The 12,279-nt window shown below is 67.8% G+C and carries 12 protein-coding genes; 7 read left to right on the top strand and 5 right to left on the bottom strand.

The features are described from left to right. Positions 1-66 precede the first annotated feature (66 nt). Both ACFY2X_RS17650 and ACFY2X_RS17645 read left to right on the top strand, forming a co-directional pair. Positions 67-855 carry a response regulator gene (locus ACFY2X_RS17650; protein WP_389939304.1) on the top strand — a complete coding sequence of 263 codons (789 nt, stop codon included), beginning with the start codon at positions 67-69 and terminating at the stop codon, positions 853-855. Continuing rightward, complete coding sequence (locus ACFY2X_RS17645) at positions 845-2,551, top strand: hypothetical protein (protein ID WP_389939302.1); 1,707 nt, start codon at positions 845-847, stop codon at positions 2,549-2,551. The genes ACFY2X_RS17650 and ACFY2X_RS17645 overlap by 11 nt, the downstream gene beginning before the upstream one ends. 35 nt (positions 2,552-2,586) lie before the next feature. On the opposite strand, the gene ACFY2X_RS17640 is transcribed toward ACFY2X_RS17645, so the two are convergent. The 5 genes from ACFY2X_RS17640 to ACFY2X_RS17620 form a co-directional block, all read right to left on the bottom strand. Beyond that, on the bottom strand, positions 2,587-2,829 hold the full coding sequence (locus ACFY2X_RS17640) for a hypothetical protein (protein WP_389939300.1): 243 nt from the start codon (positions 2,827-2,829) through the stop codon (positions 2,587-2,589). A 263-nt stretch (positions 2,830-3,092) separates the two neighbouring features. Further along, the gene (locus ACFY2X_RS17635) at positions 3,093-4,424 is read right to left on the bottom strand and encodes a serine hydrolase (RefSeq protein ID WP_389939298.1); all 1,332 of its coding nucleotides are present in this window, start codon (positions 4,422-4,424) and stop codon (positions 3,093-3,095) included. A gap of 89 nt (positions 4,425-4,513) precedes the next feature. Continuing rightward, the gene (locus ACFY2X_RS17630) at positions 4,514-5,422 is read right to left on the bottom strand and encodes a S1 family peptidase (protein ID WP_389939296.1); all 909 of its coding nucleotides are present in this window, start codon (positions 5,420-5,422) and stop codon (positions 4,514-4,516) included. 611 nt (positions 5,423-6,033) lie between these two features. Continuing rightward, positions 6,034-7,164, bottom strand: coding sequence for a sensor histidine kinase (locus ACFY2X_RS17625; RefSeq protein ID WP_389939294.1), 1,131 nt, complete (start codon positions 7,162-7,164; stop codon positions 6,034-6,036). 10 nt (positions 7,165-7,174) lie between these two features. Beyond that, positions 7,175-7,870 carry a response regulator transcription factor gene (locus ACFY2X_RS17620; RefSeq protein WP_389939292.1) on the bottom strand — a complete coding sequence of 232 codons (696 nt, stop codon included), beginning with the start codon at positions 7,868-7,870 and terminating at the stop codon, positions 7,175-7,177. Between the two features lie 87 nt (positions 7,871-7,957). Here ACFY2X_RS17620 and ACFY2X_RS17615 point away from each other — a divergent pair, with 87 nt between their 5' ends. The 5 genes from ACFY2X_RS17615 to ACFY2X_RS17595 all read left to right on the top strand — a co-directional run bounded on the left by ACFY2X_RS17615 (position 7,958) and on the right by ACFY2X_RS17595 (position 12,277). Further along, positions 7,958-8,590, top strand: coding sequence for a M15 family metallopeptidase (locus tag ACFY2X_RS17615; RefSeq protein ID WP_389939290.1), 633 nt, complete (start codon positions 7,958-7,960; stop codon positions 8,588-8,590). 117 nt (positions 8,591-8,707) lie between these two features. Further along, positions 8,708-9,208: a hypothetical protein gene (locus ACFY2X_RS17610; RefSeq protein ID WP_389939288.1), complete on the top strand. Its 501-nt coding sequence runs from the start codon at positions 8,708-8,710 to the stop codon at positions 9,206-9,208. After that, the gene (locus ACFY2X_RS17605) at positions 9,205-10,317 is read left to right on the top strand and encodes an efflux RND transporter periplasmic adaptor subunit (RefSeq protein WP_389939286.1); all 1,113 of its coding nucleotides are present in this window, start codon (positions 9,205-9,207) and stop codon (positions 10,315-10,317) included. The genes ACFY2X_RS17610 and ACFY2X_RS17605 overlap by 4 nt, the downstream gene beginning before the upstream one ends. After that, positions 10,314-11,057 (top strand): ABC transporter ATP-binding protein, encoded by a 744-nt coding sequence (locus ACFY2X_RS17600; protein ID WP_389939284.1) that lies wholly within the window; start codon positions 10,314-10,316, stop codon positions 11,055-11,057. Before ACFY2X_RS17605 ends, ACFY2X_RS17600 begins: the two co-directional genes overlap by 4 nt. Continuing rightward, positions 11,054-12,277 carry an ABC transporter permease gene (locus tag ACFY2X_RS17595; protein WP_389939282.1) on the top strand — a complete coding sequence of 408 codons (1,224 nt, stop codon included), beginning with the start codon at positions 11,054-11,056 and terminating at the stop codon, positions 12,275-12,277. Before ACFY2X_RS17600 ends, ACFY2X_RS17595 begins: the two co-directional genes overlap by 4 nt. Positions 12,278-12,279: the final 2 nt, after the last annotated feature.

The following is a 12,279-nucleotide window of genomic DNA, read 5'->3' as shown; positions in this document are numbered from 1 at the left end:
CATGATCTGGAGGTGTGAGCAGGGCTCCATAAGAAACAGGGACCGCCGGACGGCAGGAGGCTCCTCGTGCACCCGATGGAAGCGATCTTCGAGCGGGCGCTGGAGCCGTACGCACGTTCGGTCCGCGAGGCGGCTCCGATCATGGACAGAGACAGCCCCGCGCGACGGCTGGTGATCGTGGACGACGACGACATCAACCGGCACGGCCTGGCCGCGATCCTCTCCATCGCGCCGGGCCTGCAGGTGGTGGCCGGGCTGGACCACGAACGGGCGATGGCATGGCAGGGCTGGCCCCGGATCGACGTGGCCCTGGTGGACGCTGCCGACGAGCGCCGCGCGGACGACCACTTCCCCGGCGTAGCGGTAGTGGAGACTATCCGCACGACCAGCCCGGACACCGTGGTCATCGTCATCACCGGCCACTTCTTCGACGGCGCCATCCGCCGCAGGATGAAGGAAGCCAGGGCCGACTACTTCTACCACCGCGGCGAACTCGCCGACGCCGCCGTGCTCGTGGCGACCGTACGCGACCCGCGGCGGGCAGTACCGCCACCGGCCGACCCCGAGGAGGAGATCAGGCACGGCGTGTCCCGCCACAGCAGGGTCAACCGGGCCGTACGGCATGCGCTGGAACGAAACCTGCCGGAGACGATCGCTGAACGACGGAACCCCCGCTCGCGCGTCTGGGAACGGCTGCGCCGGGAATTCAACCGGGAAGCCGAGCTGACGGCGATGACCTCCGACGGCCGGACACCGGACCGCCGCCAGGACCTTCCGTCATTGCCGCAGATCTCCCGGCTCCTGCAGTGGGCCACCCGGGTCAAGACCTCGCCGCATCAGGCCGATGACGGCTGAACTGCCGCCGTTCGCCCGGCTCGCCGCCGCCACCACGGCCTTCACGACCACGCAGTTCTTCATCAACCTGCGCCTCGTCGCACGGATCGCGGTGTGCGTCATGGCCGTGGCAGACCGGCGGCTCACCCCGCCGGTCGCGCTGACCGCCTGCGCGATCTGCTTGGCCTACGATCTGGCGTTCTACCTGTGCCTGCGCCACGGCCTGTGCTTTCCGCCGTGGCTACGCCTGGTGTTGGACATGGCCGACGTGGCGGGCTGGTCAGTCGTCATGGGCGATCCGATCGACGCCCCCGCGCTGCTGGCCGCACCGCTGGCCTTCGAACGCGCTCTCGTTCAGGGCACCCGAGCCCTTGCCGTACCGCTGGCGGCAGGCTTGGCCACCAACGCCGCCCTGCTCACCGCGGCGCGGCCGTGCAGCGTGTCCCCGTTCCTCTGGCCGGCTTTCGCCGTATTGAGCGGCCTGGGGCTGGCCCGCTACCTGGAGCTGCGCCTGTACGCGCACCTGCGCACCGCCCTGGCCGACCGGGAGGCGGCGCGCGGCCAGGCCGAGCTCGCCGGGAGGCACAGCATCGCGGTGGGCGCCGACACCGTGGTCGACCTGATCACCCGCACGTGGCCATTGCTCGCCGTACCGGGAAAGGCAGTGCACTCGCCGCTGGCGGCCTGGCGCCAGCACCTGGCCGAGCAGGCCATCGGCTGCGCCGACTACCTGTCCGCCGCCCTGTCGCGCTGGGAGCAACGGCACAACCTGGCCAGCCCCGACCTGGCCAGGGACGTGCAGTTACGCACCGAGAGCGGCTGTGGCTCCCTGCTGCTGTCTCGTCGCCAGGTGGCCAGGCTGGAGGCCGAACTGGTACGGCTGGAGCCTAGAAACCTCGTCGTGGTGACGGTAACGGAGCCCAGACCGCTGGGGCAGCGCCAGGAGATACAGATCGGCGAAGATCTGGTGATCCTTCCCGAGGACACCCCCGCCCGGGTTCCCTCGCTTGACCCGGGCCCCAGCATGATCGCGCTGGGAGCGGTCGGCAGCCTGTCCCATTCCTGGCCCAAGCTGGACGCAGTGCCCCTTCCAGTCGGCCTGCTCCTGATGATCAGCGGGCTGGTGGCCGCCTGGTGGTCTCACCGCCAGATCGTCACCGACGGCGACTCCGCGCACGGGAGAGTACTCGCGGCGGCGCTCGCGTTCGGCACGGTGGACGCGCTGGTCGCGACGACGCTGCTGACCAACCTCACGGCGGGTGGGCTGACCAGGATGCCGTTCCTGCACTTCCCGCTCTTCGCCGGGCCGCTCGCGGTCATGTACGTCCGCGACCTGTCGCGCAGGCAGCGAGCCGTCGCCGTCGCCGCCTCCGCGGCCGTCTTCGCCGCTTGCTCCGCCCTCCTCCCTGTTCCTGTCCGCCTTGCCGACCTGACCGCGCTGCTGTGGCCGCTGGCCTTCACCGTCGGCGCCTCCACTCTGCGTGACCTGCTCATCCAAGAGAAGGCGGCTTTCGACGAGGTGCTCGCTCAAGAGCGTGCCGTGGTTATCCAGGAGGGCTACCAGAATGGCCGCCAGGCGGTTCTTGAGCTGGTACGGCGGGCGCACGAGGAGGCGGAGCGGCGGCTGGCGGAGGACGGCGCCCTGATCGGCCCGCTCCTGGTGCCGGAGATCCAGCACCGCCTCGCCGAGGTGCGCCGCCGCCTCACCAGCCTCTGACTACGCACTATTCCGGCTGGCCCGGCCCGCAGTGCTCACCGGAGCCGCGTGTAGTACCAGTAGTTCTCGTTCCACGGCCTGCCCAGGTTGTAGCACTCATACGTGTACGGTGTGCTGTCGTTTACCCGCGCGCCCTCGCACACCGCGTAACTCCCGAATGGCCCGATAGCCTCGGCCGTGCCCCCACCCCACGGCAGATCCTCATCGGCGTGAGCCGGACCGCTGATAACGACAGCAGCGAGAATCCCGCCGACCAGCACCGCAACCCGCTTCAGCATGTAAGAACGCCCCTTCCCGTGTCGCCACCATTGGACACAGGGAACAGTAGGCTCAAGCCCCGCGCGATCCGACCCACCACATCACGCACCGGGGCGCGGTATCGCGGCAGCGAAATGAGCCGCCGATGTGGCACGTGACCTCTCACCGTGCTGCTATCCCGCTGTCCAGCCGCATCCCCGGCCCGCCTGGCAACATTGCGTGGTGTCAAACATCTTCGCGGACTTCATATCGGAGACCGTGGCGGGCCGAGTCCCTGGCGCGGTTACCCGACTTTGGGATGCGCGCGGATGCCGCGGTACAGGTACTCGGCGCCGTCAGGTGATGTGACGAAGACCGTGGACACCCATCGGTCGGATTCCGGCTGCTTCTCCAGGAACCGACCGTCCGCGACGGCGACGAGCTCGCGCTCCTGCGGTGGCATGAGGGTCGCAAGCGCACCGGTCGGCGTCACGAGGGTCCGCAGTCGCCCGTCGTGAAGCATCACCTCCACCCGGGTGCCCACCCGTTCGTACGTCCCGACGTACCGCTCCAACTCCATCTGGACGGGGGCGACAGGGGGTGTCAGCGGCGCCGGCACGGTGAGGTCGCACAAGGTCGAGAGCAGTTCGGAGAACACCTCCCGGGAGAACGCGCCGAACACGTCGGTGTTGGCCAGCAGCGCCACCGCGACTCCGGCGTCGGGCACGACGCGCAGCGCCGCAGCCTGGCCGATCGTGTCGCCGTCGTGGCCGAAGGCCGGCCGGTCCCCGTCGAACAGGGCCCAGCCCAGGCCCCAGCGGTCATAGGTTCCGTGTGGATTGGGGACGGCGACCTGCGGCCGCCGCATGTCGGCAAGACCGGGTGCACCGGCGTCGAGGTGCAGTTTGGCGAAGGTCACCACATCGGTGGCGGTGGCGCAGATGCCGCCGTCCGGGCCCCCGTTGCGGGGAAAGCTCCATACGGGTGCCGGTCGGGCCTGGCCGCCCCGCGTGAGGTGTCCCATGGCGGCGCGAAACCGAAGCACGTCCTCGGGCAACGTCCAGGTGTGGTCCAGCCCGGCTGGGTCGAGCAACTGCTCACGCATTGCCGTATCCCACGAGGTGCCGGTCAGGAGCTCGATGACACGGCCCAAGATGACGTAACCGCCGGTGCAGTAGGAGAACATGGCGCCCAGCGGGTGACACTGGGGCAGGTCCGCACACGCGTCGACGTACCGTTCGAGGCAGTCGTCACCCCGCCCGGTATCGATGAACAGGTCCCCGTTGATTCCCGAGGTGTGGGCCAGCAGATGCCGCAGGGTGACGTGCTCGGTCACGTCCGCATCGGCGACCCGGAACCCCGGCACAATCTGGGCCACCGGGGTGTCGAGCGTGACCAGACCCTGCTCCACCAGCCCTATCACCACGGTCGCGGTGTAGGCCTTGGTGATGGACCCGATCTGGAACAGTGAATCGGTCGTCGCCTCGACGCCGGTCCCGGTGTGCAGAACCCCGGTGGCCAGCGCTTGGACCTGCCCGTCGGCCAGCACCGCCAACGAGGCCCCCGGCACCCCATGCCGGCGGGTCAGGTCGTCGAACCGGTCCTGCCAGCTTGCCAAGTCCATCGCAGTGCCCATCCCGGCTCCTCTCACACGGTGGCCTGCGGGCACCCTACGCCGACGATGATCACCGTGTGCGGTAAGTGATCAAGGGCAAGGTCGACGGTTCAGCTGTGAAGCTCTGCGGGAGCGTGTTCCCTGATGGTGTCGGTGATCCAGGAGCGGTAGTGGGTCACGTCGGTCCAGACGCCGACTCCCGGCTCGCCCTCAGGGTTGGTGGAGCAGCCGGCGCCGCCGTCCATGCGGTCCTGCACGTCGTCGCCGTCGCGCGAGGTGGCTCCGATCAACTCCCACCGGCCACCCACCCTGCGGATCTGCGGACCTCCGGAGTCGCCGTTGCAGGCGCTGGCCGCACGCCCGTGGCGCTCGCCAGTGCACAGCTCGCTGCCGCGGTTGAGGAAAGTGCACCGGTTGTCGTGCACGCGTACGGTGTCGAGTTCCTGCAACTGCCGGGGACCGTTCTTACAGGTCGGATTGTTCCTGTCTTCGCATGCCATGCCCCAGCCGATGACGCGGCTCGGCTCGCCTACCCGGCCGGGGTCGTCGGCGATGCGGATGGGCTCGAGGTCTACCCGTCGGTCCAGCTGGACCAGCGCGATGTCGTCCTCGGGCTTCCCGCTCAGGCCGGGTTCGTCGTAGCCGGGATGGGTGATAGCGCGCTTCACGCTGGTGAGAGCTCCGCCCTTGCCGCGGTCGAGAGAGCCGACCCGTACCTGCGTCCTGCCAGGCTTCATGAGTCCCTTGCAGTGGGCGGCGGTGACGACCCAGTCCGGGGCGATGAGGGAACCGCCACAGTGGTGGCCGGGCAGTCCTTGCAGCCGGAAGGAGACCATGAACGAGTAGGGCTCCGTCGCAGCCCTCCCACCGATGATGGCGAGGCGGCCTGCGCTCGCTGGGTGGGCTGAGGCCGTTTCGTGGAGGGTGGCCGCGGCGGCCGTTGCGGCGCTGGTCAGTGCGAGCCCGATGGCCATGAGGGTGGCGAGCACCGCTGATCGTCTGCCAGTTGCCTTGAACACAGATCTCCCATCAGTTGAGGGGTGCGGCTGGGGAGACACCTTGAACGTTCCGTAATTCAGTTACGGTTCTTCGGCGGCAAGCTCAACTGGTGGCAGCCGCACTGACACAGCTCATCCACCGGTTCGCACCGCGAACTTCCGGTAGCGACGAGTCGGACGATTCCACGGTGGTTGGGCCAGAAGCACCCACCGGCTCGACACGTAGCTCCACAAGGCTACCTGCGACTCCTGACCGAACCCGACACAGGACAAGCCGCCCACCGCCATCGGGGTCAGAGGCCGCCAAGGTATGGATGGCGGTTGGAGAGGGACGGCACGGAAACGAGCGCGTGCTGATCCTGATATTGAAGCGCTCCGGCTTGGTGGAGGCGCTGGTGTTCGCGATCGAAGTGAACGCATGGCAGGTGGCCAGGTCCCCGTTGGAGATCACGGCGCGGAGCTTGGGGATCACTTCGGCTCCAGCCAGTCCCCATCGGCGCCGGTGATCTTCAACCGGTCACCCACCAGATGGCGGGCTGTGCCTTCCACCACGCCGGTGGCGATCGGCCGGCCCTGAGCCAGGGCGTGCGCGTAGTCCAGGTAGTCGCGGTGGCTGGTCGCTTCGACCAGGGCTACGACGAGGGTGACTCACGGGCTCCGTTCGGGAACGACGATGGCCATGACACACTCCGCGATCTGGAGGAGCGGTACGCGGGTAGTTGCACCGTGACGCGGAGCCCGCCGGCGAGGCGAGGGGTGAGGGTGAGGGTTCCGTCGTGTGCTTGGGCGATGCTTTTGACGATCGCCAGGCCGAGGCCGGCACCTGCGTGGTCGGTGCGTATGCGTTTGGTGCCGCGCTGAAACGGCTCGACAAGCGTGGAAACCAGGTGTGGGGCGAGCTTCTCGCCGGTGTTCTCGACAGTGAGCACCACAGCCTTGGGGTGAACGCTGGTCGTGACCCATACCGTGCCCTGTTCAGGCAGGTTGTGGACGATCGCGTTGTGCACGAGGTTCGTGGTCATCTGCAGCAGGAGCGCGTGTGAGCCGATGGTGGGGGTCATGTCGCCGGAGGTTTCGATGGTGAGGCCGCGTTTCTCGGCGAGGGGGAGGAGCGTTTCAGTGGCTTCTTCCGCTATGAGGGACAAGTCGACGTGTTCTGGGGTGAAGGACCGTTGGTCGGCGCGGCTGAGCAGGATCAGCGCTTCGGTGAGGTCGATCGCTCGGGTGTTGACGGCGTGGAGGCGGTCGACGAGTTCGCCGGTGTCGCGGTTGCGATCGTCGCGGGCCACGTCGAGAAGTGCCTGCGTGATCGCCAGCGGGGTGCGCAGTTCGTGGGAGGCGTTGGCTGCGAATCTCCGCTGTTCGGCGACGTGTGCTTCGAGCCGTGTGAGCATGGTGTCGAAGGCGTCGGCGAGTTCGCGGAACTCGTCTCTGCGGCCCGGTAGTCGGATTCGGTGGGAGAGTGATCCGCTCGTGGTCATGCGGGTGGCCTCTGTGATGCGGGCCAGGGGGGCGAGCATGCGCCCGGCGAGAATCCACCCTCCCACGAGACCGAACACCAGCAGGAACGCCAACACGATGGCCGCGACCGGAGCGAACGAACGCAGGATGGCGGAGCGGTCGATTATCAAGTCACCGGTGGTGTAGACCGCATCATCGGGTAGGCCTCGCAGGAAGTAGACCAACACGGCGGCGAGTAGCAAGGCACCTGCGAGCATGAGGAAGCCGGCGTAGCTGAGGGTGAGTTTGAGGCGAACACTCAAACCAGGCGCCCTACCCACGGTCCCCTCCCTCACCTCCGGTGCCGGATGCTGTGTCGATGCGGTAGCCGACGCCGGCCACGGTGGCGATGATCCCGGGTTCGCCGAGCCGTTTGCGCAGTGCCGAGACAGTGATGCGCACGGCGTTGGTGAAGGGGTCGGCGTTCTCATCCCACGCTCGCTCCAAGAGTTCTTCGGCGCTGACGACACCGCCTTCGGCAGCGACGAGGACTTCGAGTACGGCGAACTGCTTCCTGGTCAGCGCGACGTAGCGGCCGTCGCGGTAGACCTCGCGGCGGAACGGATCCAGACGCAGGCCTGCGATCTCTCGTACGGGTGGTCTGTTGTGGGCGCGCCTGCGGTCGAGTGCTCTGAGACGGAGCACGAGTTCTCGGAGTTCGAAGGGCTTGGTGAGGTAGTCGTCGGCGCCGAGTTCGAACCCGGAGGCCTTGTCGTCGAGCCGGTCGGCAGCGGTGAGCATGAGGATAGGCATGCCGCTGCCGGAGGCGACGATGCGTTCGGCGATCTCGTCGCCGGAGGGGCCGGGGATGTCGCGGTCGAGGACGGCGATGTCGTAGGCGTTGATGCTCAGCAGTTCCAGAGCGGTGTCACCGTCACCGGCGATGTCGGCGGCGATCGCTGCCAGGCGTAGGCCATCGCGGATGGCCTCTGCCAGGAAGGGTTCGTCCTCGACGATCAACACACGCATGCTCCCGAGGCTACGAGCCGGCGCATATCGTCGGCATATCGAAAACCACATACGTGCTGGCAACACCACGCTGCCTTGACTGCAGGCATGACCTACAGGGAACCAGCACGAACAGCGGCCCGCCGTACTCGATCGAACATCGTCGCTGCCCTTGTAGTCGTCAGCGCGGCGCTTATCGGTGTTTTTGTTTACCAGTCGCTGGCGTCCTCGTCCTTTTCGGCCGCATCACCCATCGACATTCTCCATGGCGACCACCATGGTGCACTCGGCGAGGCAGATGGCGCCGTCCCTGACGGCGTGACGGTCTTCGATGACGAAATTCCGGCCGTGGCCAACCTGGACCCCGATCTGCTCGGTGCCCTGCGCCAAGCTGCAACTGACGCCGCGGACGACGGGGTCGAGTTCTTCGTCAATAGTGGCTGGCGTTCCCCGGCGTACCAGGAACGACTACGCCATGAGGCGGTCTCGAAGTACGGCTCAGAAGAGGAAGCGGCCCGATGGGTGGCCACCGCGGACACGTCTCCCCATGTGTCGGGGGACGCGGTCGACGTTGGGCCCTCCGATGCCACGGCGTGGCTGTCCGAGCACGGCGCCGAGTACGGGCTGTGCCAGATCTACAGCAACGAATCCTGGCACTACGAACTGCGCCCCGAAGCCATCGATGACAGCTGCCCGCCCATGTATGCCGACCCTACGCACGATCCAAGGATGCAGCAGTGACCAGCACGCTCGGCATATCTCAGCCCAGATCCGTCGACCTCCTACCGCCGGGCATCCGCCTGATTCACCCAGCCACCGCAGAAGAGCTACACCCATCACCACACGCGGGGAGAAAACATGAGGAGAAAACTACGGCCGCTGGCCGTCCTTGCCATGGTCGCCCTGATCGGCGCGGGCTGTTCGAACGTATCTGCCGAGAACGGCAACGGCGGCAACAAGAGCGCCACTGATCGGGATAAGGCGGTGAAGTTCGCCGAGTGCGTGCGGGAGAACGGCGCCAGGGAGTTCCCGGACCCGGACGCGTCGGGCAAGTTCGCCTATGGGATAAAGCTGGGCTCGTCGTTGGACCCGAGCTCCGCGGCGTGGAAGAAGGCCATCGGCGCGTGTAAGGACCTGCAGCCACCGGGCTGGATGGGCAACGGAAAGCAGACCGCCAAGTCGAGGGAGGCGCGCCTCAAGTTCGCCGCGTGCATGCGCGAGAACGGCGTGAAGGACTTCCCGGACCCCGCCGGTAATGGGCCCCTCGTCAACGTCCGGAATGCTCAGAGCAAGCCGGGGTTCACGGCCGCGATGCAGAAGTGCCGTGATCTCTTGCCGGGCGGACTGGGGGGCCGGTGAAGCGGAAGACTTGGGTGCTGGCCGGGGCGGCCGTCCTGGTCACCGTCACCGGCGCCGTGGTCGTCACGGTCTACCCGACCCTGGCCACGTCCGATGCCGAGCAAGCGACCCCGGCCGCGCAGGAGTCGCCGGCGAACACCGTGAAGGTGGAAAAGGGGAAGCTCTCCTCCATGGTCTCCCTGGATGGGACCCTGACCTATCAGGCGCAATCGGACGGCTCGCCGTACTCCGCGATCAACCAGGCCCGCGGGATATACACCAAGCTGCCCGATGAAGGCGACAAGGTCGACTGCGGCGACGTGTTCTATCGGGTGGACGACGACCCGGTGCTGCTGCTGTGTGGCACGGTCCCGGCCTACCGCGACCTGGACAGAGGCGATACGGGCAAGGACGCCCGTCAGCTCAACTGGAACCTGCACAAGCTCGGCTACGACGCCGGCGCCGGTGTCGCTATCGATCCCGGCGACAGCGATTTCACCTGGAAGACGGAGCAGGCTCTCAAGAAGCTCCAGGACGTCAAGGGCTTTGACGAGACCGGAGCGCTTGATATCGATGATGCGGTCTTCCTGCCCAAGTTCGGGCGGATCTCCAAGGTGACCGGCAAGCTCGGTGGATCCGCCCAGCCGGGTGCACAGGTCGCGCAGGCCACATCCGACACGCTAGAGGTGCAGGTGGACCTTGAGGCTTCGCAGCAGGGTGAGGTGAAGGTGGGCGACCGTGCACAGATCACTCTGCCCGGCAACAAGCCGGTGACGGGAAAGGTGGACCGGCTCGGGAGAGTCGCCCAGACCGCTGGGAAGGACGACGACGCCGGGGACGCGACCATCCCGGCCTACATCACGCTCGACAAGCCAGAGGAGGCACGCGGGCTCGACAGGGCCCCGGTCCAGGTGGAAATCACGACCGCGGGAGTGAAGAGCGCCCTGAGCGTCCCGGTTACCGCGCTCGTCGGGAAGTCCGGCGGCGGGTTCGCGGTCGAGGTCGTGCGCGACGGCGGGCGACGCGAGCTGGTCGCTGTGGAGCTGGGTCTGTTCGACACCGGGAATGGACAAGTCGAGGTCGAGGGCGACCTGGCCGAAGGCGATCTAGTGGTGGTGCCGTCGCTATGAGTGGCGAAGCAGTTCTGGAACTGGACGGGGTGACCAAGGTCTACGGTGAGCAGCCGCCGGTGCCCGCCCTCCGGGGGGTGTCCTTTTCCGTCCGGCGGGGCGAGCTGGTGGCGATCGTCGGGCCCTCCGGGTCGGGCAAGTCCACGCTCCTGCACGTCATGGGGACGCTGGAGCGGCCCAGCAGCGGCGTGGTCCGGATCGGTGGGGTCGACGCGGCGCGGCTGAGCGACCGCGAGCTGTCGCTGCTGCGAGCCCGGGAGATCGGGTTCGTCTTCCAGCAGTTCCACCTGGCCGAACATGCCACGGTGCGAGAGAACGTCGCCGACGGGTTGCTCTACGCCGGCGTCCCCGCCGCCGAGCGGTACAGGCGCGCGGATGAGGCGCTCGAACGGGTCGGCCTCTCCGAACGCGCGAAATTCAAGCCCACCAAGCTCTCCGGAGGGCAGCGGCAGCGGGTTGCGATCGCCCGAGCCCTCGTCGGGCGTCCGGCGATCGTTCTCGCCGACGAACCGACCGGGAACCTCGACAGCACCACCGGCGCATCGATCATGGAGCTCATCCGCGAGCTCAACGCCGCCGGCGCCACCATCATCATGATCACGCACGATGCGGGCCTCGCCGACCGGTTGCCTCGCCAGATTCGGGTGCTGGACGGCCAGGTGGTCTCCGATACCAGCCACGATCGCGGCGTCCTTGTGGCGCCCATGAACGGTGCGGGGGCCAAGGGAGGGGTGCCATGAGTGCCAAGGGCGGACGATTGCAGCTGAAGGACGGGCTGCGGGTGGCGAGTGTCGGGCTGCGCGCCAGGCCGCTGCGCGCCGCGCTGTCCGCGCTCGGGATCGCGATCGGAACGGCAGCGATCGTGGGGGTCCTCGGGTTGTCCTCCTCCTCGCAGGCCGGGCTGCTCGCGGAGATCGACCGGCTCGGCACGAACATGCTGACCGTCGAGGCCGGACAGAGCCTCGCCGGAGGGGAAGCGAAGCTGCCCCTCGAAGCGCCGGCGCGGATCACACACCTGGACAACGTCCAACTGCTGGCACACACCGGCCTGATGAAGGACGAGAAGGTCTACCGGAACTCGCTGATCCCGGAGGGCAACTCCGGTGGCCTCCAGGTGCGGGCCACCAGCCTGAACCTGCCGTCCGTGCTCAACACCGGCGTCGCACGCGGCAACTGGCTCAACGAGGGCATGGCCCGCGGGCCGGTCGCGGTGCTCGGTTCGGCCGCCGCGGAACGGCTGGGCATCGACCGGGTCCAGCCCGATCTGCGGATCTGGCTGGGAGGCCAGTGGTTCAATGTCGCGGGCATTCTGAAGCCCTCGCCGCTGGAGCCCGATATTGACAACAGCGCCTTGATCGGTTATCCGGCCGCCCAGAAGTATCTCGGCTATGTCAGCGTGGTCCACGGCGAGGAGAAAGCCGGCCCGCCGAGCTCGATCTATGTGCGCGCCGCCACCGGTCACGAGGCGGCGGTGCAGTCGGTGCTGGCGCAGACCGCCAACCCCGAGGCGCCGAACGAGGTGAACGTAAGCCAGCCGTCCGACGCGCTCACCGCCCGTGCCGCTGCAGCGGGGGCGTTCGACAGCCTTTTTCTCGGGCTCGGGGTGGTGGCACTGATCGTAGGTGCCGTCGGTGTCGCCAACATCATGATCATATCGGTTCTGGAACGCCGCTCGGAGATCGGCCTCCGCCGCGCCCTTGGTGCGACGAAGGGCCAGATCCGGACGCAGTTCCTCGGTGAGTCGATCCTGCTCGCCGTCATCGGCGGCGTCGTCGGCGTGCTGGCCGGGGCCGGGGCAACGGCCATGTACGCCAGCGCGAAGAGCTGGGCCGTCGTGATCCCTGCCGAGGCGTGGTCGGGCGGCATCGCCTCGGCCATCCTGATCGGCGCGTTCGCCGGCCTGATGCCGGCCGTTCGAGCGTCTCGGATGCCGCCTACCGAGGCATTGCGAACGGTATGAGC

It is taken from the genome of Streptosporangium sp. NPDC000396, from assembly GCF_042898655.1.
In the GTDB taxonomy this organism is placed as follows: domain Bacteria; phylum Actinomycetota; class Actinomycetes; order Streptosporangiales; family Streptosporangiaceae; genus Streptosporangium.
The sequence above is the reverse complement of the archived record's forward strand: the minus strand, read 5'-3'. Positions and strand labels throughout refer to the sequence as shown.

Bases quoted from the DNA above. Each gene is read 5' to 3' on its own strand.
- ACFY2X_RS17610 (WP_389939288.1), top strand. From the start codon at position 8,708: ATGAGGAGAAAACTACGGCCGCTGGCCGTCCTTGCCATGGTCGCCCTG.
- ACFY2X_RS17635 (WP_389939298.1), bottom strand. From the start codon at position 4,424: ATGGGCACTGCGATGGACTTGGCAAGCTGGCAGGACCGGTTCGACGAC.
- ACFY2X_RS17595 (WP_389939282.1), top strand. From the start codon at position 11,054: ATGAGTGCCAAGGGCGGACGATTGCAGCTGAAGGACGGGCTGCGGGTG.
- ACFY2X_RS17620 (WP_389939292.1), bottom strand. From the start codon at position 7,870: ATGCGTGTGTTGATCGTCGAGGACGAACCCTTCCTGGCAGAGGCCATC.
- ACFY2X_RS17640 (WP_389939300.1), bottom strand. From the start codon at position 2,829: ATGCTGAAGCGGGTTGCGGTGCTGGTCGGCGGGATTCTCGCTGCTGTC.
- ACFY2X_RS17615 (WP_389939290.1), top strand. From the start codon at position 7,958: ATGACCTACAGGGAACCAGCACGAACAGCGGCCCGCCGTACTCGATCG.
- ACFY2X_RS17645 (WP_389939302.1), top strand. From the start codon at position 845: ATGACGGCTGAACTGCCGCCGTTCGCCCGGCTCGCCGCCGCCACCACG.
- ACFY2X_RS17600 (WP_389939284.1), top strand. From the start codon at position 10,314: ATGAGTGGCGAAGCAGTTCTGGAACTGGACGGGGTGACCAAGGTCTAC.